This window comes from Micromonospora craniellae, assembly GCF_014764405.1.
GTDB lineage: Bacteria > Actinomycetota > Actinomycetes > Mycobacteriales > Micromonosporaceae > Micromonospora > Micromonospora craniellae.
In genome coordinates, this window is the sequence record NZ_CP061725.1 from 982,425 (window position 1) to 1,003,407 (window position 20,983).

At 73.5% G+C, this 20,983-nt stretch carries 20 protein-coding genes; 13 read left to right on the plus strand and 7 right to left on the minus strand.

The annotated features are described in order from the left end of the window. The gene (locus tag ID554_RS04470) at window positions 1-561 is read right to left on the minus strand and encodes a hypothetical protein (protein WP_117226637.1); all 561 of its coding nucleotides are present in this window, start codon (window positions 559-561) and stop codon (window positions 1-3) included. Window positions 562-675: 114 nt separating this feature from the next. On the opposite strand from ID554_RS04470, the gene ID554_RS04475 reads away from it, so the two are divergent. The 11 genes from ID554_RS04475 (at window position 676) to ID554_RS04525 (ending at window position 14,052) form a co-directional block, all read left to right on the plus strand. Further along, window positions 676-1,509, plus strand: coding sequence for an SAM hydrolase/SAM-dependent halogenase family protein (locus tag ID554_RS04475; RefSeq protein ID WP_117226798.1), 834 nt, complete (start codon window positions 676-678; stop codon window positions 1,507-1,509). A gap of 24 nt (window positions 1,510-1,533) precedes the next feature. Then, entirely contained in the window at window positions 1,534-1,776 is a 243-nt protein-coding gene (locus ID554_RS04480; protein WP_117226638.1) for a CPCC family cysteine-rich protein, read from the plus strand. Window positions 1,777-1,947: 171 nt separating this feature from the next. Beyond that, the gene (locus ID554_RS04485) at window positions 1,948-2,829 is read left to right on the plus strand and encodes a zinc finger domain-containing protein (protein WP_117226639.1); all 882 of its coding nucleotides are present in this window, start codon (window positions 1,948-1,950) and stop codon (window positions 2,827-2,829) included. A 245-nt stretch (window positions 2,830-3,074) separates the two neighbouring features. Next, complete coding sequence (locus ID554_RS04490) at window positions 3,075-6,860, plus strand: hypothetical protein (RefSeq protein WP_117226640.1); 3,786 nt, start codon at window positions 3,075-3,077, stop codon at window positions 6,858-6,860. 238 nt (window positions 6,861-7,098) lie between these two features. Then, window positions 7,099-8,199, plus strand: a complete 1,101-nt coding sequence (locus ID554_RS04495; RefSeq protein WP_117226641.1) for an ABC transporter ATP-binding protein — start codon at window positions 7,099-7,101, stop codon at window positions 8,197-8,199. 125 nt (window positions 8,200-8,324) lie between these two features. Further along, entirely contained in the window at window positions 8,325-9,434 is a 1,110-nt protein-coding gene (locus ID554_RS04500; RefSeq protein ID WP_117226799.1) for an ABC transporter substrate-binding protein, read from the plus strand. A 5-nt stretch (window positions 9,435-9,439) separates the two neighbouring features. Next, window positions 9,440-10,348: an ABC transporter permease gene (locus ID554_RS04505; protein WP_117226642.1), complete on the plus strand. Its 909-nt coding sequence runs from the start codon at window positions 9,440-9,442 to the stop codon at window positions 10,346-10,348. After that, window positions 10,345-11,157 carry an ABC transporter permease gene (locus tag ID554_RS04510; RefSeq protein WP_117226643.1) on the plus strand — a complete coding sequence of 271 codons (813 nt, stop codon included), beginning with the start codon at window positions 10,345-10,347 and terminating at the stop codon, window positions 11,155-11,157. Before ID554_RS04505 ends, ID554_RS04510 begins: the two co-directional genes overlap by 4 nt. Further along, a complete protein-coding gene (locus ID554_RS04515; protein WP_117226644.1) occupies window positions 11,154-11,945 on the plus strand; it encodes an SDR family NAD(P)-dependent oxidoreductase in 792 nt (263 codons plus the stop codon). Before ID554_RS04510 ends, ID554_RS04515 begins: the two co-directional genes overlap by 4 nt. Then, complete coding sequence (locus tag ID554_RS04520; RefSeq protein WP_117226645.1) at window positions 11,942-12,997, plus strand: M24 family metallopeptidase; 1,056 nt, start codon at window positions 11,942-11,944, stop codon at window positions 12,995-12,997. The genes ID554_RS04515 and ID554_RS04520 overlap by 4 nt, the downstream gene beginning before the upstream one ends. Then, the gene (locus tag ID554_RS04525) at window positions 12,994-14,052 is read left to right on the plus strand and encodes a dehydroquinate synthase/iron-containing alcohol dehydrogenase family protein (protein WP_158573670.1); all 1,059 of its coding nucleotides are present in this window, start codon (window positions 12,994-12,996) and stop codon (window positions 14,050-14,052) included. The genes ID554_RS04520 and ID554_RS04525 overlap by 4 nt, the downstream gene beginning before the upstream one ends. Before the next feature lie 5 nt (window positions 14,053-14,057). Here ID554_RS04525 and ID554_RS04530 read toward each other — a convergent pair whose 3' ends face one another. Then, window positions 14,058-14,837 (minus strand): SDR family NAD(P)-dependent oxidoreductase, encoded by a 780-nt coding sequence (locus ID554_RS04530; protein WP_117226800.1) that lies wholly within the window; start codon window positions 14,835-14,837, stop codon window positions 14,058-14,060. Between ID554_RS04530 and ID554_RS04535 the strand changes: the two genes are divergently transcribed. Then, entirely contained in the window at window positions 14,828-16,246 is a 1,419-nt protein-coding gene (locus ID554_RS04535; RefSeq protein WP_117226647.1) for a dihydroorotase, read from the plus strand. The genes ID554_RS04530 and ID554_RS04535 overlap by 10 nt on opposite strands. 7 nt (window positions 16,247-16,253) lie before the next feature. Next, window positions 16,254-17,312, plus strand: coding sequence for a LacI family DNA-binding transcriptional regulator (locus tag ID554_RS04540; RefSeq protein ID WP_158573671.1), 1,059 nt, complete (start codon window positions 16,254-16,256; stop codon window positions 17,310-17,312). A gap of 10 nt (window positions 17,313-17,322) precedes the next feature. Here the strand turns inward: ID554_RS04540 and pspM are convergent, their stop codons facing one another. The 5 genes from pspM to pgsA form a co-directional block, all read right to left on the minus strand. After that, window positions 17,323-18,105: a phage shock envelope stress response protein PspM gene (gene pspM, locus ID554_RS04545; protein ID WP_117226649.1), complete on the minus strand. Its 783-nt coding sequence runs from the start codon at window positions 18,103-18,105 to the stop codon at window positions 17,323-17,325. A gap of 23 nt (window positions 18,106-18,128) precedes the next feature. Next, window positions 18,129-18,998 (minus strand): PspA/IM30 family protein, encoded by an 870-nt coding sequence (locus tag ID554_RS04550; protein WP_117226650.1) that lies wholly within the window; start codon window positions 18,996-18,998, stop codon window positions 18,129-18,131. Window positions 18,999-19,201: 203 nt separating this feature from the next. Beyond that, window positions 19,202-19,660, minus strand: coding sequence for a helix-turn-helix domain-containing protein (locus ID554_RS04555; protein ID WP_117226651.1), 459 nt, complete (start codon window positions 19,658-19,660; stop codon window positions 19,202-19,204). A gap of 125 nt (window positions 19,661-19,785) precedes the next feature. Beyond that, window positions 19,786-20,310, minus strand: coding sequence for a CinA family protein (locus ID554_RS04560; RefSeq protein ID WP_396888534.1), 525 nt, complete (start codon window positions 20,308-20,310; stop codon window positions 19,786-19,788). A gap of 49 nt (window positions 20,311-20,359) precedes the next feature. Beyond that, entirely contained in the window at window positions 20,360-20,953 is a 594-nt protein-coding gene (gene pgsA / locus ID554_RS04565) for a CDP-diacylglycerol--glycerol-3-phosphate 3-phosphatidyltransferase (protein WP_117226801.1), read from the minus strand. Between the last annotated feature and the right edge of the window lie 30 nt (window positions 20,954-20,983).

Here is a 20,983-nt window from a genome sequence, read left to right on the forward strand (position 1 = left end):
TCAGTCGAGCTCGGTCAGCGCCTTCTCGTAGGCGGGGCGGTCGGCGCGGGGGGTCTTGGCCTCCAGGTAGTTGAGCACGACGGTGCCGGAGCGGAACGAGGCACCGGCCCACACCTCGGCCATGTCGGTGGCGCTGACCTCGTCGGGGAAGACGTAGACGGCCACCCCGTCGGTGACCACGATCTCCGAGCAGCCCAGGCCGAGCCCGTCCGGCCCGCAGTCGACGGAGCGGTCCTTGGACCTGCCCGCCTTGAGCCCGGCGCTCCGGAACGCGGCGACGACCTCCCGCGCGCTGGGCTCGCCGGCCTGACGAGGCGGCAGCTCGACCGGGGGCGGGCTGGGCGGACGGCGTTCGGTGCTGCCGGTGACGGTCGGCTCGGCGGTGGACGGCCCGCTCGACGGGGCGTCCGACGGGGCTGGCGCGGTGGCCGGCGCGCTGGCCGAGGGCGGCGCGCTCGTCGGGTCGGCGGCGGACGGCTGTTCCTTCTCCCCACCACCGCAGGCGGTGAGGGCGGCGGCGACCGCGACGAGGACGAGGGCTGGCAAGATCCGGTGGCTCACTCCGAGGAGTCTGCCGGGCGGGCGGCCCGCTGTGCAGTGGCCGGTCGGTCAGGCGGCCTGTCACCTATCCGGCACCCGCACCGGACCGTACGATGCGGTGCCGTGACCAGCAGCGTGGACCGCGTCGTCTCGTTCACCACCGACTACGGCCTGACCGACGGATTCGTGGCCGCCTGCCATGGGGTGATCGCACGGCTCGCCCCGACGGTGCGGGTGATCGACGTGACGCATCTGGTGCCGCCGGGCGACGTCCGGCGGGGCGCGACGGTGCTCGCCCAGACGGTGCCGTACCTGCCTGGCGGCGGGGTGCACCTGGCGGTGGTCGACCCCGGGGTGGGGACGGCCCGGCGGGGAGTCGCGCTGGCCACGCCCGGGGGCCTGCTGGTGGGGCCGGACAACGGTCTGTTGTGCGACGCGGCCGACGCGCTGGGCGGGGTGCGTGCCGCCGTGGAGCTGACCGATCCGGCGTGGCTGGCCACGCGGGTCTCCGCCACGTTCCACGGCCGGGACGTGTTCGCGCCGGTGGCGGCCCGGCTGGCCACGGGCGCGCCGATGGCACAGGCCGGTCCGGCGATCGATCCGGGGACGCTGGTGCGGCTGCCGGATCCGGTGGTCGAGTCGACGCCGGACGGCTTCGTCGCCGAGGTGCTGACCGTGGACCATTTCGGCAACGTGCAGGTGGCCGCGTCGGCCGACCTGCTCGCTCCGCTGCCGGGACGGTTGCACCTACGCCCACAGGACACCGAGTCGGTACGGGTCGCGGTGCACGGGCGGACGTTCGGTGACGCGCCCGTCGGTGGGCTGGTGGCGCACGCCGACTCGGCCGGTCTGGTGGCCCTGTCGGTCAACGGTGGACGCGCGGTGGACCTGCTCGGGGTGGCACCGGGTAGGCTGCTGCGGGTGTGGGCGGCCCCCGCCGACGAGGTGCCCCGCGCCACACGCCCGTAACGTCTACTGTGGAAAGCTGTTCCGGTGAACGATCGCTGGGTTCCCGCCGCCTGCCCCTGCTGCGCGTACCGGACCGGCGGCGGCACCTGTCCGGTCTGTTTTTGGACCGACGACGGTCAGGGCGACGCCGACGCGGATGTGGTTCGTGGCGGCCCCAACGGGGACCTGAGCCTGTCGCACGCCCGGCTGAACTTCGCCGTCTACGGCACCTGTCACCCTCGCTACCAGGACGCGGTCCGGGCACCCCGGCCGGACGAGCTGCCCTGAGCCCAGGCCGGGCCGGCGTAGGAGGACACCGGCCCGGCTCCGCGCGCGGAGTTCAGCAGCGCGGCACCGTGGGGCCCAGACCGCCCAGACGTTCACGGCGCGGCTGCCGGCGCCGGTCCACAGGTAGGCCACGTCGACCCAGGCGTTGGTGGTCCGGGGGAGGATGGTGGAGTGCCCGAAGGTGACACCGTCTGGAACACCGCCCGCGTCCTGGACCGCGTCCTGGCCGGTGCCCGACTGACCGGCAGCGACTTCCGGGTGCCCCGACTGGCCACCACCGACCTGACCGACTGGGCGGTACGCGAGTGCGCCAGCCGGGGCAAGCACCTGCTGCTCCGCCTGACCGCGCCGGCCCACGTCGGCCCCGCCACCAGCCCCACCCCGACCGGCGGCACCACCCCGACCGGCGGCACCACCCCGACCGGCGGCACCCGTACCGGCGTCGGCCAGGAACACTGGACGCTGCACTCGCACCTGCGGATGGACGGCGCCTGGCGGACGTACGCCCCCGGGGAACGCTGGACGGCCCGGCCGGCGCACCTGATCCGGGTGGTGCTGCGGGCCGCCGCCGCGACGGCCGTCGGCTACCACCTGCACGACGTGACCCTGGTGCCCACCGCCGACGAGGACCGACTGGTCGGGCACCTCGGCCCCGACCTGCTCGGCACCGACTGGGATCCGGCCGAGGCGGTACGCCGGCTCGGCGCGCACCCGGACACCGCGATCGGTGTCGCGCTGCTCGACCAGCGCAACCTGGCCGGAGTCGGCAATTTCTACAAGTGCGAGGTGCTGTTCCTGCGCGGCGTGCATCCGCGTACCCCGGTCCGCGAGGTGCCCGACCTCGACGGCCTGGTCCGGCTGGCGCAGGAGTTGCTGGCCGCGAACCGGGGGCGGTGGACGCAGAGCAGCACCGGCTCGCTGCGGCGGGGCCAGACCAGTTACGTGTACGGCCGCCGGGCGCAGCCGTGCCGCCGCTGCGGCACGGCGATCCGCAAGGAGGAGTTGGGCGAACGGGTCACCTACTGGTGCCCGGTCTGCCAGCCCGCCGCCTGACTCCCGACGGCGTGGAAGTTCCGCCGCTCCGGACGCAAGTTCCACGGTGTCTGCGCAGGTGAAGGGCCGGGCCGGAGTGGCGCAGTCGACACGCCGGGCGGTCGGCAGATAGGGACGATTGGGTACTTCCTAACCGACCCCGGGTCGTCGCATGCTGCGATTGAGCGCTCACGGATCGTCAAAGTCGCGCGCCGAGCCTGCCACATCGCGGTGGTGGCCGCCGCGCCCCGACCCCGGGGAGAGCCATGGCCGTGTTCCGCAGATTCCGGTCGACCTGGCGGGATCGCGCCACCCGCAACGGCGAGTCGAGCCCGGGTGCCGTCCCCGAAGCCCGCACCGACCCGGACCACGCGGACCCCGGCTCCGTCCCGCCACCGCAGGGCGCATCGGCTTCCCCGGCACCGCCCGCCCCGCCGGCCAGTGCGCGACCCGCCACGGCCCGGAGCGCACCCCCGGCGGAGGCGTCACCGCACGCGCCCGGCCGGACGGCACCGCACGCGCCGACCCGGAGCGCGCCGGGCGAGCGACCGTCGGCACCGGCCAGCCTGGACCCGGCGGCGGCGCCCCGGCTGTTCGGCCCGGTGCCGAACCACGCGTACAGCCCGCTGCCGGTGGTGGACTCCGACGGCGCGGTGGTGGGCGGCACCGGCATCCGCAAGTTCGTCGACCCGCTGCCCGGTCTCGGTCCACTCGGGCGTACGCCGCGCGGCGCGCACCTGCCGGTCGCGGTGCCGGACACCATCAGCTATCCCGGCTGCGACTACTACGAGATCGGTCTCGCCGAGTACGACCAACGCCTGCACACCGACCTGCCGGCCACCCGGTTGCGGGGCTACCGGCAACTGAACCTCGGCACCGACGTCGACGGGCACAACACGGTGGCCCCGCCCCGGCAGCCGTGGCACCTCGGGCCGGTGGTGCTGGCCCGGCGCGGCCGACCGGTACGGATCAAGTTCATCAACCAGCTCCCCGCCGGGCCGGCCGGCGACCTCTTCCTGCCGGTCGACCCGACCGTGCCGGGTGCCGGGACCGGGCCACTCGGCGGACCGGCACCGTACCCGCAGAACCGGGCGGTGCTGCACCTCAGTGGCGCGTCGACCGGCTGGAGCAGCGCCGGCAACCCGTGGCAGTGGATCACCCCGGCCGGGGAGATCACCCCGTACCCGACCGGTGTCGGGCTGGTGCACGTCCCCGACATGCCGCACCCGGGCCAGGGCGCCACCACGCTCTGTTTTCCCAACGAGCAGAGCGGGCGGCTGCTCTGGTTCCACGACAACACCGCCGGGCTGTCCCGGCTGACCGTCTACTCCGGACAGGTCGCGCTCTGTCTGCTCACCGACGAGGCGCAGGAGCGGCTGACCGACGACGGGTTGCTGCCGTGCGAGCAGCTCCCGCTGGTCTTCGAGGACAAGACCTTCGTACCGGACGACGCGCAGCTCGCCACCCAGGACCCGACGTGGGACCGCAGCCGCTGGGGGGCGCGTGGCAGCCTCTGGCACCCGCACGTCTACCAGCCCCGGCAGGACCCGCACCGCCCCGAGGGCGTCAACCCGACCGGCCGCTGGGACTACGGCCCGTGGTCGCGTACCGCCGTGTCGGCCGGGCCGGAGGTCACCGCCGCCACCGTGCCCAACCCGCACCACGACCCGGTCACCGACCCGGACGAACCACCGGAGGTGCCGGGCGTGCCGCACCCGAGCGCGGTGCCCGCCGCGTACGGCGACACGGTGCTGGTCAACGGCGCGGCGTACCCGTACCTGGAGGTGGAGCCGAAGGTCTACCGGTGGCGGATCCTGAACGCCTGCACCGACCGGTGGCTGAACCTCCAGCTCTACCGGGCCGCCTCGGACGCGCCGATGTGGACACCGGAGGGCCGGCTGGCCGACGCCGACGCGGGCGAGGTGCCGATGGTCGAGGCGGTCCGGGCACCCGACCGGCCGGCGGGTTGGCCGACGGACGGCCGCCCCGGTGGCGTACCGGACCCGGCCGCCGCCGGACCGGAGCTGATCCGGATCGGCAACGAGTGCGGCCTGCTGCCCGAGCCGGTGGTGGTCCCGAGCCGCCCGATCGGTTTCCGGTACGACCGGCGCGAGGCGACCGTGCTCAACGTCGAGGGTCACGCCCTGCTGCTGGCCCCCGGCGAACGCGCCGACGTGCTGGTGGACTTCGCCACCGTCCCGCCCGGCAGCACGCTGATCCTCTACAACGACGCCCCCACCCCGCTGCCCGCGTTCGACCCCCGGCACGACCACCACACCGGTGGACCGGACCGCACCGCCGAGGGCGGCACGCCACCGACCCGCCCCGGGTACGGCCCGAACACCCGCACCCTGATGCAGTTCCGGGTCTCCGGCACCCCCGCGTCCCCGTACGACCTGGACCGGCTGCGCGAGCGGCTGCCCGGCGCGTACGCGGCCAGCCAACGTCCTCCGGTCGTGCCGCAACCCGCCTACGACGCCTGCTTCGGCACGGCCTCCGCGCCGACCCGGCTGCCGGTGCACGCCGCCGCCCTCACGTTCACCCCGACCGGCGCACCCGCACCGGTGACGCTGCCGCTGGCGGTCAAGGCCGTCCGGCAGGTCTTCGAACCCGAGCACGGCCGCGCCACCGGCCGCCTCGGCGTCGGCCACCCGCACGCCGGCCCGCTCGACGAACCCACCCTGCCGCTCGGCCCCGCCGACCCGGCCACCGAGACCCTGCACGTCAGCGACCCGGCCCTGCCGGTCGGCGCACCCGGCGACGGCACGCAGCTCTGGCGGGTACGCGGCACCGGCCGGCACACCCATGCGGTCCGCTTCGACGGGGTTGACGTGCAGGTGGTCAACCGGGTCGGCCGCGACGGCCGGATCCGGCCACCACACCCCGGCGAACTCGGCTGGAAGCAGATCGTCCGGGTCGACCCGGGCGAGGACGTGCTGATCGCGCTGCGGCCGGAGGCACCGCCGCTGCCGTTCAAGCTCGGCGACAGCGTCCGGCTGCTCGACCCGACCCGACCGGCCGGCGTACCCACCGGCTCCACCGAGGTCAGCCCGCTCGACGGGCGTCCCGCCTCGGTGGTCAACCGCCTGGTCAACCTGGGCTGGGAGTACCGCTGGGGCAGTGCCGCAGCGGGTCTGCGCGACCAGGGCATGAGCCGTCCCCTGGTGGTCCGCGTCGCGCCCCGCTCCCCCACCGGCCTGAACGCCACCCCGGCCCCCGGCTCGGCCACCGCCCTGCCGGCGATCAACCTGACCTGGACCGGCAACGGCGGCCTGCCCGCCGCCACCAGTCACCGGTTGCACCGGGCCACCGACTCCGCCTTCACCGGCGGCCTCACCGAGATCACCGTGGCCGGCACCGCCACCCGCTACACCGACGCCACCATCACCCCCGGCGTCACCTACCACTACCGCCTGCGCGCGGAGAACACGGTCAGCTGCTCCGCCTGGTCGAACAGCGTCCCGGCCGCCGTGCAGCTCACCGCCCCCACCGGCCTGACCGCCACCGTTCCACCGGCCGCCCCGCTGCGGGCCGCGCTGCGCTGGGCCAACCGCTCCTTCGCCACCGGCATCGACGTCCAACGGGCCACCAACCCCACCTTCACCAGCGGCCCCGGCACCACCGCCATCGGCGTCGGCGACCACCACCTCGACACCGCGCTCGCCCCCGACACCACCTACTACTACCGGGTACGCACCACCTACCTGGGCGTCGCCTCGCCCTGGTCCACCGTGGCCACCGTGATCACCCCGCCGGTGCCCGGCGTACCCACCTCGGTCAGCGTCGCCACCAGCACCCCCGGCCCGGACACCGCGACCGTCGTGCTCGGCTGGGCGGCGAGCACCCCCACCGGCACGGGAGCCGGCTTCACCGTGGAACGCGCCCTGGACGCCGCGTTCACCCGCGAACTGGCCACCTTCACCGTCACCGGACGCGGCTTCACCAACACCGGCCTGGCCCGGGGCGTCACCTACCACTACCGGATCCGCTCGTTCAACGTGGTCGCCGCGTCGCCGTACACCGGCCCCATCCCGGTCACCACCCCGGAGTGACCGGAGGGTCATCTTCGGCGACGAAAACGGCGCCCGTGGCGATCCGGACATCCCGTGTGGGCGGGGTTGTTCGCTGTCCGCTTCGGCCAGATGCGCCCGACGGCAATACGTTTGACACCCTCTCCTGGTGAAGGAAACCTGGCTCTACCAGGAAGAAATAGCGGCTTTGCCCTTGACGGCAGTTGTCGGCGCTGCCGATAGTGAGCGCCAAGGCAAAACGTTACGCCGTGGAGGTGCGATGACATCCGAAGCGATTCCCGTCGCCGAGCTCATCGACATCTCCAAGTGTTATCCCGGTGGTCTCGCCTCGGCCGTCCGGGGCGTCAACCTCGAACTCCGCGAAGGGGAGTTCTTCTCACTGCTCGGACCGAGCGGCTGCGGCAAGAGCACCACGTTGCGCATCGTCGCCGGCCTGGAGAGCCAGACCACCGGCACGGTCAGGATCAAGGGTGAGGACATGGGCCGGCGACCGGCCAACCGCCGGCCGACCAACATGGTCTTCCAACACCTCGGCCTCTTCCCCCATCTCGATGTCGCGCAGAACATCGCCTTCGGGCCGAAGCTGCGGCGGGTACCCCGCGACCGGCGTGCCGCCGACGTCGACCGGGTACTCGAACTGGTAGAACTCTCCGGATACCAACGCCGCTACCCGGAACAACTCTCCGGCGGTCAGCAGCAACGGGTGGCTATCGCGCGGGCGTTGATCAACCGGCCCGCCGTCCTGCTACTCGACGAGCCGCTGGCGGCGCTCGACCTCAACCTGCGGCACCAGATGCAGCAGGTGCTCCGCGAGGTGCAGCGCAACTCGGGCACCACCTTCCTTTTCGTCACCCACGACCAGACCGAGGCGATGACGCTCTCGGACCGCATCGGGGTGATGCGCGACGGGGAACTGTGCCAGGTCGGCGGCGCGGAGGACCTCTACCGTCGCCCGGCCGACCGTTTCGTCGCCCGCTTCATCGGCGACGCCAACGTCCTGGAGATCCCGGTCGAGCAGGGCAGTGCCCGGATCGGCGAGAACGCGGTCCGGGTGGCCGTCGGGGGCACCGGCGTCGCCCTGTCGGTCCGCCCCGAGGACGTCCGGATCGGTCCGGACACCACGGCCGCCGGAACCACCGCCGACGGCTCGGACGCACCGGCCGGCACCGACACCCCACCGGGACTCGCCGCCCGCATCACCGGCGCCACCTATCTCGGCCCCCAGATCCGCTACGACCTGGAGACCGTGGACGGATTCGCGCTCCGCGCGGTCCGCCCGGCGAACGCCGACCGCCTGCCGGTGGGTGACCTGGTCACCGTCCGCTGGCGCCCGGAGGACGCCGTCGTCCTGCCCGCCTGACCCCACCGCACCGTCACGCCGCCGACGATCGGCCCAGGCCTCGGCCGGAACGGGCCACCCCTCCCACCCCCGACACAGCGAGCGACGGGCGACCCGTGACGGCCGCCCGCGGAAGGAGTTCCGCGATGAGACAAGGTCGGATCAGCCGGAGAAATTTCCTCGCCGCGGCGGCAGCGGCCGCCGCACTTCCGGCGCTGGGCGCGTGCGGACGCGAACTCGACCCGGCTGACCAGCGGTCGGACGGCGGCGGCACTCCGGGCAAGGAGACCGTCACGATCTTCGCCTTCCTCGGCAACCGGCTCGCCGACATGCCGAAGGCGTTGGCCGAGGACTACATGAGCCGGCACCGGAACGTCGAGATCAAGATCTACGAGGACAGCAACGCCGTCGGTTACCCGAAGATCCTCGCCGCCCGGCAGACCACGCCCGACAGTCCGCTGGTCAACATGGGCTTCTTCAACTCGCAGATCTCCGCCCAGGGCGACCTCGACGGCGTCTGGAACACCCTCGACTACGCGGGCCTGAGCAACGCCGCCGACGTCAGCGACACGTTCCGCCGTCCCAACTTCAACGGCATCGGCATCGGTGCCGACCAGATCGGCATCCTCTACAACACCGAGGCGATCACCACCGCCCCGACGGGCTGGGCCGACCTCTGGGACGACCGGCACCGCGGCAAGGTCACCCTCTTCGACTACTGGTGGCAGGTGGTGATGATGGCCGCGAGGCTCAACGGCGGGTCGTTGGAGAACATGGAACCGGGTTGGGCGCTCTGGAAGGAGAAGGCCCGCAACATCCGCACCCTGGTCACCGCCAATCCCGAGTGGCAGCAGGTGCTCAGCAACGGCACCGCCGACATCACGAGCTGCTGGAACGGCACCGGCCTCCAGTTCAAGGACGACGGCGCTCCGGTCGACTACGTGGTGCCGCAGGAGGGTGCCATCGCGGTCCCGGTCTACCTCCAGACGGTGGCCGGCAACACCGACAACCAGCAGGAGATCTGCCTGGACATCCTCAACGAGATGCTCTCCCCCCGCTGGTGCCAGATGTGGGCGGAGACGGCGGTGCAGACACCCGCCAACAGTGCCGTCACCCTTCCGGCCGAACTCGCTGACCTGCCCGGCTTCCAGCAGGCCAACGTCGAGAAGCTGATCTCCGTCGACTGGGGTCTGGTCGCCGAGAACATGACCGCCTGGCGGTCCCGCTGGGACGCCGACATCAAGGCAAACATCTGACCGGCATGGTCCAGACCACCCCGACCGCGCCGGACCGGGCCGCCACACCGGCCAGGAGGCAGCGGATGCGCGGCGTCGCACCCCGCTACCTCCTGGTCCTGCCCGCCCTCGTCCCGCTCGCCGTCATCTTCCTGGGCAGCCTGGCCCAGCTCGCCGAACTCGGCCTGCGTCCGTACTCCGCCGGGCGGATCGGCACCGGGGTCACCCTGGACAACGTCCGCCGGTTCGCCGACGACCCGTACACCTGGCGGGTCCTGGGCGACACGGTCACCCTCGGCGTGATCTGCGCGGTGCTGGCGGTGGCGCTCGCCTATCCGATGGCGTTGGCGCTGCACCGGATGCGCAGCGCCGCGCTGCGTTCCGTCGCCGTCTTCCTCATCTTCTCGCCGCTGTTGACCAGCGTGGTGGTGCGGGCGTACGGCTGGAACGTGCTGCTCGGCGACGGCGGAGTGGTCAACCGCTTCCTGATCGACATCGGGCTGATCGAGACGCCGCTGCGGATGATGTACGGCTTTCCCGCAGTGGTGATCGCCATGGTCCACGTCCTGCTGCCCTTCGCCGTGTTCCCGCTGCTCGGCGTGGTCGCCCAGGTGCCGGCCTCGGCCATCGCCGCCGCCCACGACCTCGGCGCCAACCGGCACCAGGTCTTCTGGCGGGTCACCTTCCCGCTGACCCGGTACGGGGTGGTGCTCAGCCTCCAGCTCTGCTTCGCGCTGACCGTCAGCGCCTTCGCCACCCCGGCACTGCTCGGTGGCGGGCGGGTGCAGGTGCTCAGCGGGCTGGTCTACACCAACGTCGGTGCGGTCGACTGGCCGATGGCGGCCGTGCAGTCGTACGCGCTGCTGTTCATCGCCCTCGCGCTTATCGGTGTCGTCAGCGTCGCCACCCGACTGACCGGACGGAGGCGGGGATGAACCGCAACCGGACCTTCACCCTCACCGCGCTCCTGCTCGGGCTGGCCTTCCTGGTCACCCCGTTGGTCTTCGTCGTGGTCAACTCCTTCAACGACTCCGGCTACGGTGCCTGGCCGCCGCCGGGCTGGTCGTTGCGCTGGTACGAACGCCTCGCCGAGCAGGAGGGCTTCGCGCAGGCCGCGCTGCGCAGCCTCGGCATCGCCGTCGTCGCCGCCCTGGCGGCGGTGGTCGCCGGCACGGCCGCCGCGGTCTCGCTGACCCGGTTCCGCTACCCCGGCCGGGGCCTGGTCGAGTCGCTGCTGCTCGCTCCCCTGATCGTGCCGAAGGTCGCGATCGGGCTCGGCGCGTTCATCCTCTTCCTGCAGGCCGGCTTCTACGGCAGCGACGGCGCGTTGGTCGGCCTGCACCTCGTGCTCCTGCTCCCCTTCACCGTCAACATCGTCGGCGGGGCCCTGGTGCGGATCCCCCTGGTCTACGAACAGGCGGCCCGGGACCTGGGCGCCGGGCCGGTACGGGCCTTCGTCTCGGCGACCCTGCCCCAGCTACGCCGCTCACTGCTCGCCGCGTACGTGCTCTGTTTCATGATCAGCTTCGACGAGGTGGACGCCACGGTCTTCGTGGTCTCCCCCGACCAGCTCACCCTGCCCGTGTCGATGTACCAGTACCTGCAGCGCTACCAGGACCCCACGCTCGCCGCGCTCTCCACGATCCTGATCGGCGCGACGTTCGCCCTGGTCGCCGTCGTGATGGCGACGGCCGGCACCTCGGCGGTCTCGGGCCTGCACTCGGGGAAGGAACGCCGCCGATGAACCCGACCGGACGGACGGAGCCCACCGTCACCGTGATCACCGGCGCGGCCGGCGGCATCGGCGCCGCCGTCGCCCGCCGCCTGGCCCGCGACGGCCACCACCTCGCCCTGGTCGACCGTCCCGGTCCGGCCCTGGAGGCACTCGCCGCCGAGTTGCGGGACGCCGGCCATCCGGTGCTCACCCTCGACGCCGACGTCCGCGACCCGGCCGCCACCGAGTTGGCGGCGGCCGCCGTCGAGAACCGCTTCGGCGGCTTCGACGCCCTGGTCACCTGCGCCGGCATCGGTCGCATCGACCCGATCGACCAGACCACCGACGAGATCTGGGCCGACACCCTGGCGACCAACCTCTCCGGCACCTTCTGGTGGTGCCGGGCCGCCGTACCCCGACTGCGCCGCCGGGGCGGCGGGGTGATCGTGCCGGTCTCCTCCACCACCGCGCTGGTCGGGCTTCCCGGCCGGAGCGCGTACGCGGCGGCCAAGGCCGGGGTGCTCGGACTGGCCCGTACCCTCGCCGTGGAGTGCGCCGCCGACGGCATCCGGGTCGTCCCGGTCTGCCCCGGCGCCACCCGCACCGACCTGGTCCGGCAGGGGTACGCCCGAGCCGCCGACCCGGCCGCCGCCGAACGGGCGCACGCCGCCCTCCAGCCGATCGGGCGACTCTCCGAACCGGAGGAGATCGCCGAGACCATCGCCTTCGTCTGCTCGTCCCGGGCGGCGACCATCACCGGCGCGACGCTCGTCGTCGACGGCGGATACACCGCGGGAGGACCCTCTTGGAACACGTGAACCGCCGCCACGCCGCGCTGCGGGAGATGAACGCACGCGGTGTCGACACACTGCTGGTCTCGAAGATCACCCACGTGCGGTACCTCACCGGCTTCACCGGCACCGCCGGTGTGCTGCTACTCGGCCCCGAACCGGTGCTGGTGGTCGACTTCCGCTACGCGGCCCAGGCGGCGCAGCAGGCCGAGGGAATCACCGTCGACGGCGGCTGCGCCCCACCCCGGCTCTGGGCCACGATGCTCGACCGGTTGCGGGCCGACCAGGGCCGGATCGGTATCGACCCCCGCAACCTCACCGCCGAGCAGTACCTCTCCCTCCCCGAACCCGGCGCGACGGTCGACTGCGCGGGGCTCGTCGAGCGGCTGCGCGCGGTCAAGGACGCCGACGAACTGCGCGCCCTCCGCGACGCGGCGGACCTCGCCGAGACGCTCGTCGCCCGGCTGCCCGAGTGGCTGCGTCCCGGCCGCGCGGAGAACGAGATCGCCGGTGAGATCGAGTACGCCCAGCGCCACCTCGGCGCCGAGCGCAGCGCCGCCCCGATCCTGGTCTCCTCGGGCGAACGCTCGACCCTGCCGCACGGTGCCGCCTCCGACCGGGTGATGCGGGCCGGCGAACCGGTGGTGGTGGACCTCTCGCCGGTGGTACGCGGGTACCGTGCCGACATCACCCGCACCTTCCACCTCGGACCGGCGCCGGCCGCGTTCCATCGGCTGCACTCGGCCGTCCGGGAGGCGCACGGCAGGGCGATGGCGACCGTCCGGGCGGGGGTCCGGGCCAGCGCGGTCGACGCGGTGGCCCGCGGGGTGTTGGCCGGTCACGGCCTGGACGGCTATTTCAAGCACTCGCTGGGCCACGGCATCGGCCTGGACCAGCACGAGCCGCCGCTGCTCTCTCCGCACGACGACACCGTGCTGGAAGCCGGCATGGTCGTGATGATCGAGCCGGGGGTCTACGTACCCGGCGTGGGCGGCACCCGGATCGAGGACGCGGTGCTGGTCACCGAGACCGGCTGCACGCCGCTGACCACGTCGGACCCGGGATTGCGCGAGCTGTGAGCGGCGGCGAGCAGCGGGCCGGCGTGGAGGTCCCCCACGCCGGCCCGCACCCCACCCCGTCGACCGGGGAACACCGGATCGCGTTCCGAGGCGTGATCCGCACCGGCGCGATCACCCTCGGCCCCGGCGACCTCGCCCTGCTCGATGCGGCCGGCGGGGACGTCACCGCGACGGCGGGCACCCCCGGCGATGTGGTCCGGGTGGCGTACCCGCCCCGGCTCGCCGACGCCGAGGCACTCGCCGCCCGGCTCGACCGGAACCACCCCGCGCGGCTGGTGGCGATCGGCAACGGCGCGACCCTGGACGTCGCCAAGCAGGCGTGGCGGCTCGGCGCCGCCGGACCGGCGCTGCTGTTGGCGCCGGTCGGTGACGAACCCTGGCGGGCCTTCGCCCCCTTCACCAGCCTCTACGACCCGGACGGGAGCCGGGTGAGCCGACCGGACCCGGCGCTGGGTGACGCCGAGGTGCTCCTCGACGCCGCCGCGCTCGCCCGCCGACCGGAACGGGTACGCCACCTGCACCGCGCCGACTCCATCGTGCACGCTATCGAGGTGCTGCTGAGCAGGCGCACCCAGGAATGGGGGCGGGCTCTCGCCGCCGCCGGCCTGACCGCGCTGGGCCGGGACGCACCGGACGACCACCTGGCCGGAGTGGTCGGCGCCGGGCTGGTGACCGAGGCGTTCGCCTCGACCGGACTCGGACTGGCCCACGCCGCCGCCTCCCCGCTCGGCGCCCACGCCGGCCGTACCCACGACGCGGTCAACGTGCTGCTCGCGCCGCACGTGGTCGCGTACTGGGGGGACCGGGTCGACTGGCGGGCGGTGGCGGGTCCCCTCGGCACGGCGCCCCGCGCGGACGCCGTCACCACGCGGCTGACCGACCTCGCCGACCTCGCCGGAGTCCCTCGGGCCCTGAGCGCCGCCGGCTTCTCGTGGGAACAGGTACGCGCCGCGGTCCCCGCCGCGATGCGCAGCTCCGGTATGCCGTGGCTGCCCGCGCCGGTCGACGAGGCGACGCTGACCGAGCTGCTGCGCCGCGCCTGGGCGGGACAGTGAACGGCTCAGACGAGGCTCAACCCGCCGTCGACCGTCAACGTCTGACCGGTGAGGTAGTCGCAGCCGCCAGTGACCAGCAGGTGCACCAGACCGGCCAGCTCCGCCGGCTCGCCGACCCGGCGCAGCGGCACCCGGCCGGTCAACTCGGCCTCCACGGCCGGCTCCCGGTCGAGCCGCGCGGCGAGCAGCGGGGTACGGATCGCCCCAGGGCAGACCGTGTTGGCGGTGACGCCGTACGGGCCGTACTCCAACGCGAGCTGCCGGGTGAACGCGATGACCGCCCCCTTCGCGGCGGCGTAGCCGGCGCGAAGGGGGATGGGACGCAGGGCGGTCAGCGAGGCGACGGTGACCACGGCGCCGCCTCCGCGCGCCACCAGGTGCGGCAGCACCGCACGGCAGACGTGGAAGGCCGTCGACACGTTGGTGTCCAGGTTCCACCGCCAGTCCTCGTCGGTGGTGTCCACCACCGAGCCGGCGCGGACCGCACCGGCGGCGTTGACCACACCGGAGAGGTCGCCGTGGGCGGCGAGCGCCTCGGCGACGACCGCCGTCACCCGGGCCGGATCGGTCAGTTCGGCCCGGTGGACGCTCACGCCCCGCGTACCGCAGGCCCGCGACGCGGCAGCCAGCCCGTCGCCGTCCCGGTCGACGAGCGCCACCCGGTGGCCCTCGGCGGTGAGTCGACGGGCACAGGCCAGTCCGATCCCGGAGGCGGCGCCGGTGACCAGCACGGTGGCCGGGACACGCCCCCCACCCGAAACAGAAGGATTTTCGGATGACGTCATTCCGCGACGCTATCAACGCAGGCCAGCTTGGTGAAGTGCAGGAACTCACCGTGCTGCGGGGTGGACGCCTCCTCACCGCCGACGCTGCGCCGACCGTGGTCGACCTGGTGATCGCCGGTGAGCGGGTGCAGGCGGTCGAGCCGGTCGGCACCGTCGACGCCGGCACGGTCGTCGACGTCGACGGTCTCGACGTCATGCCGGGCGCCATCGACCTGCACGTGCACCTGCGTGATCCGGGACAGACCCACAAGGAGACGGTGGAGACCGGCACGGCTGCCGCGGCGGCCGGCGGCACCACCCTGGTCTGCGACATGCCGAGTACCCAGCCGCAGGTGACCTCGGTAGCCCGCTACCGGGAGAAGATCGCCTCCTGGAGCGGACGCGCCACGGTGGACTTCGCGCTCTGGGCCGGTGGCACCGACCCGACCGCGCTCGCCGCGATGGCGGAGGCCGGGGCGATCGGGGTCAAGATCTACATGGCCACCTCCCCCGGCTTCGAGGAGCTCTACTCCCCCGACGCGGCCGCCGTCGCCCGGGTGCTGGAGGTCTCCGGCCGGCTCGGCTGGGCGGTCGCGGTGCACGTCGGCGACCAGCAGGCCAGTGACGCCCACCGGGACCGGCTCATCGCCGCCGGGCGACGCGACCCGGCCGCCGTCCTGGAGGTCACCCGGGGACCCGGCAACCTGTCCGGCCTGCGGACCGTCCTCGACCTCGCCACCGCCACCGGACAGCGGGTGCACCTGGCCCACCTCAGCGCGTACGGGCTCGGCGCCCTGGACCTCTTCGCCCACGCGCGGGCCGGGCATCCCGGGCTGACGGCGGAGACCTGCTTCCCGGCCCTGAGCGAGGAGGAGGACCTGGTGACCCAGGGGGTCTACGTGCTGCCGACGGTCTTCTCGGCGACGGCCCGGCGGCGGTGGCTCACCGCCCTCGCCGATGGAGTGGTCGACGCCGTCGCCACCGACCACGCGCCGCACACCCGGGCCGAGAAGGACCGGGGCCGCGACGACGCCTGGGCGGCATCGCCGGGATACCCGGCACTGGAGACGTCGCTGCCGCTGGCCTACGCGGCGATGCTCGACGGTGAACTCAGCCCGCAGCGGCTGGTCGACGCGGTGGCCGGTGCCCCGGCCCGGATCCTCGGGCTGCCGCGCAAGGGCCGGCTGGCGCCGGGGTGCGACGCCGACCTGGTCCTCTTCGACCCGGCCGGTAGCTGGCGGGTGGACCAGGCGACGATGCGGACGAAGGTCGGGTGGAGCCCGCTGCACGGTCGGACCCTGCATGGCCGGCTACACGCCACCTGGCTACGGGGACGACCGATCGTCCACGATGGTGAGATCCTGGAGCCCGGTGGTGGACACTTCGTCCGTCGGCCGGGTGCCGGCGACGCGGATCCGGGACGGGGTTGAGACGACTGTGACGGGTACCCAAGGCACCCAGCCGACGTTGCGGGACGTGGCCCGGGTCGCCGGGGTGCACCTGGCCACCGCCTCGCGCGCACTCAGCGGCTCCAAGAGCCGGCCGGTCAACTCCCGCACCGAGGCGCTGGTGCGGCAGGCCGCCGCCGAACTCGGCTACGTACCGGACCAGATGGCCCGGAGCCTGCGCACCCACCGCAGCGCGGCGATCGGCGTGCTGATCCCCGACATGTCCAATCCGGTCATGCCACCGCTGGTGCGCGGCGCCGAGCAGGTGCTCGCCCGGCACGGTTACACCACGCTCTTCGCCGACACCGACAACGACCCGGTGGCCGAGGCCAAACGCCTCGGCATGTTGCTCTCCTGGCGGGTCGCCGGCATCATCCTGGCCACCGCCCGCCGGGACCAGCCGCTGCCCGTGGAGCTGACCGCGTCCGGAGTGCCGGTGGTGATGATGTCCCGCAAGGTCGACGCCACCACCGTCCCGTCAGCGACGGTCGACGAGTCGGTCGGCGTCGCACAGGCGCTCGACCACCTGATCGGCCTGGGACACCAGCGGATCGCCTACCTCGGCGTGCCCCTCTGGACATCTGCCGGCCACGAGCGGTACGTCGCCTTTCACGACATCATGCGCGACCGTGGCCTGCCGGTGCCCGACGGATACGCCGTCGCCCGCGAGGGCTACTCGGAACGGGACGGGGAGAGCGCGCTGGCCGCCCTGCTGGCTGGCGGCGACCCACCCACCGCGGTCCTCGCCGGCAACGACATGATGGCGCTGGGCTGCTACGCCGCGATCCGCGCCGCCGGTCTGAGCTGCCCCGGGGACATCAGCGTGGTCGGCTACAACGACATGCCGCTGACCGACCGCGTCGACCCGGCGCTGACCACGGTGCGGGTCCCCTACTTCGACGTCGGCCGTCGGGCGGCGACCCTGCTGGTCGAGGCACTCACCGACGGCGACGCGCTGGACCACTCGGTCCGGCTCACCCCACGGCTGGTGGTGCGCGCCTCGACCGCGTCGGTCCGCCCTCGCCCGTCACAGGACACCGGGCCGTAGGGTCCATCGGTCAGGAGGTGGTGGCGGGGCGGCCGACGGCCCGCAGCTCGGACAGCGCCGACGCGAACCCGTGCAGCATGTCCGTGGCCTCGGTCAGCCGCGCCGCAGAAGGGTGCTCGCTGTCCGGCCGGTACTCCCCGGCCAGGTATCCGGCCGCAGCCACCACCAGCCGTTCGTACGCTCCCACACCGGCATCCAACTGCCCGACCAGCGTTTCGTGCGCCTCGGTCAGCGCCGGACGCGCGTCAGGCGGCGCGAGGTGCGCCGCTCGCTCCACACTCGCCACCCGGTTCGCCAGTTCCCGCAGCGACTGCTCGGCCACGGCGGCCTCGGCGACGGCCGGTTCGGCGAAGCCGGTCAGCCGGCCGCCCATCGACGCCAGGGTCGACGCCGCCCGGTCCAGCCGTTCCCACGGCCGGGCCGCGCTGGTGCCGCGTAGCGCGGTGCGGGACCGCACCCGGCGTACCTCGGCCACCACCCCGGCCCCGACCGGCAGCCGCTCCACGGCGGCGACCAGGCGGGCGCGGCTGCGGGCGGCGGCCTGAGCGGGGTCGAGGGCCGGTGGGGCGGGCTGGGCGGCCAGCGCCCGCAGGTCCACCCAGCGCCAGGCGGCCAGGGCGGTGGAGGCGCCTGCGGCGGCGGCCCAGAAGGCGTCGGCGAGGCCGATGCCGGCGTACGGGGTCAGGATGACGGTGGCGCCGCCGAGCCCGCCGGCCAGGACACTCCACCGGCGGGCGGAGCGGCGAAGCTTGCCCAGCCGGCGGAAGTAGCGGGTGCGCTCGTCTGCTGCCACCGTCGCCTCCTTGACGCCTCGGTTCAGCCGGCGGCGCTGGCGTCGCCGGTGTTGCGATCCCGATTCATGCTGGCCCGCAGCTCGTCGAGGCGGGCCACGCCCGGGTCGTTGGTCTGTGCGGCCGGCTGCTGTCCGCCCACGGCCTCCCGGTCGGCGGTGCCGCCGAGCTGCTCACCGGCCATGCTGGCACGGATCTGGTCGAGCCGGGCCGATCCGGCCACGTCCAGCGTCGCCTTCTGGATCTCCAGCATCCGGCCCTCGGCCGAGTTGCCGGCCAGCTCGGCGCGGCCCATGGCGTTGGAGTAGCGGCGTTCGATGCGGTCGCGGACCTCGTCCAGGCTGGGCGTGCTGCCGGGGGCGGTGAGCGCCGACATGGACTCCAGCGAGGAGGCCACGGTCTCCTGCATCTTGGCCTGTTCGAGCTGGCTGAGCAGCTTGGCCCGCTCGGCGAGCTTCTGCTGAAGGATCATCGAGTTGTTCTCGACCGCCCGACGGGCCTGACCGGCGGCGGCGAGCGCCTGGTCGTGCAGGGTCTTGAGGTCCTCGGCGGCCTGCTCGGAGGAGACGAGCTGGCTGGCCAGGGTCTGCGCGGACTGCTCGTAGCGGCCGGCCTCGGTCTCGTCGCCCTTGGCCCGGGCCTGGTCGGCGAGGACCAGCGCCTGCCGGGCGTTGCTCTGCAACCGCTCGACGTCGGACATCTGCCGGGAGAGCTTCATCTCCAGTTGCCGCTGGTTGCCGATCACTGCGGCGGCCTGCTGCACGAGCGCCTGGTGTTGCCGGTGCGCCTCGTCGATGGCCTGCTGGAGCTGCACCTTGGGATCGGCGTGCTCGTCGATTCGGGCGCCGAAGAGCGCCATCAGGTACTTCCACCCCTTGACGAACGGGTTCGCCATCTCCGCCGTATCCCCTCAGTCACGTCGCTGCGCCAACCGCCATGTCCGGCCGGCCCAGCTCGGCCACCGGCGATGGTGGGTCCATCGTCCCAGCCGAGCGCCAGCACGGCATCCGTACCGGCGCGAGGGGGACGCTGCGATCAACCCTACGCGGCGGTCGCCACCTCGACCATCGGCGGCGGCTCACGCGGTGTGGAACACGCTCAGGCGGCGCAGACCACGTCCCGGTCGGCGCGCTCGGCGGAGCGGACCCGGGTGCTGCGCAGGGTCGCCTTGAGCGGGGACTCCTGGCGCACCGCGACCGCGACCGAGCCGTCGGAGCTGACCTGGCGTACCTGCCGGCCGGTGGCCCTCTGCACCGCCGTCGCGCCGACCGGCGTCGTCTCGGCCGGCTCGTCCTGCACCGGGACCAGCACACCCGGCAGCTGCTCGGCGAGGGCGACGGTGTCGCTGACCTCGCGCAACAGCTCGGACAGGCGGGCGCCGAGCGCGTCGCAGATCGCGGCGAGCAGTTCGCTGGAGGGTTCCTTCTGGCCGCGTTCGATCTCGGACAGGTAGCCCAGGCTGACGTTGGCGGCGGAAGAGACCTCGCGCAGCGTGCGGTGCTGCCCCTGCCGGCGCGCCCGTAGTGCGTCACCGATCACCCGGCGTAGCAGGACCATCGCACCTCCCCTGAGGGACACAGTTCGCCCGGCCGCCGGCCCGGTGCTGCGCACCGGCTCCGACTGTCGGAACTTTCCCGCAACCGTACCCGTTGCGGGCCGCCACGACATCCCGCCCCGCCCTCCTAGCTTGCGGCGGGAACGTCCCCCTGGACGTGGGCGGCGACCATCCGCAACGCCTCGGTGACCGTTTCGCCCCGAATATGGTCCCGGCTGCCCTCCAGGCGCAGTTCGCGTACCTCGGCGCCGTAGGGGCCGGCGACCGCGACGTAGACCAGTCCGACGGGCTTGCCGTCCTGCGGCTCCGGGCCGGCGACACCGGTGGTGGCCAGGCACCAGTCGGCGCCGCAGCGCCGCCGTCCGCCCTCGGCCAGGGCGGCGGCCACGTCGCCGTCCACCGGGCCGCGCGCCGCCAACAGATCCGCCGGTACGTCGGCGAGCTGCTCCTTCAGCTCGGTGGCGTACACCACCAGCCCGCCCCGGTAGACCGCGCTCGCCCCGGCGACCTCCACGATCGTGGCGGCCAGCAGCCCACCGGTCAACGACTCGACGGTGGCGAGGGTCTCCCGCCGCTCGGTGAGGCGGTGCACCACGCCGGCCGCCGCGCTGCCCATCTGTCCTTCGCCTTCTTTGACACCCACACCCTGCATACTTCCCGACAAGCGGGCGGTCTACTCGCCGCACCGCCCGGGCGAACGATCACCCGGTGCGGCGCAGCCGCAGGGCCTGGACGATGTAGTCGAAACCGGTGACCACCGTCACCGCGACCGCCGCGGCCATGATCCAGGGGCCGATCATGGCCAGCTCGGCCGGCATCGGCCAGAGGTACCAGGTGATGGCGAGGATCTGGAGCGCCGTCTTGATTTTGCCGCCCCGGCTCGCGGCGATCACCCCGCGCCGGATCACCCAGAAGCGCAGCACGGTGATGCCCAGCTCGCGGGCGAGGATGACGACCGTCACCCACCAGGGCAGTTGGCCGTACCAGGAGAGCAGCAGCAGGGCGGCTCCGGTGAGCGCCTTGTCGGCGAGCGGGTCGGCCACCTTGCCGAAGGCGGTGACCAGCGAGAACCGGCGTGCGATCCAGCCGTCGACCAGGTCCGTCGCCGAGGCCACCACGAAGATCACGCAGGCGACGCTGCGCCACCCGGCGTGTGTCATGCCGGAGACGGCCACGCAGGCGGCGAAGACCGGTACGAGCAGCAGCCGCAGCGCGGTCAGCGCGTTGGCGGCGTTGACCACCGGGACCACCCGGGCCGCCACGGGCAGCGGCGTGGACTCCGTCGCCTCGGTCATCGGCGCGCTCTCCGGCACCACACCTGGTCG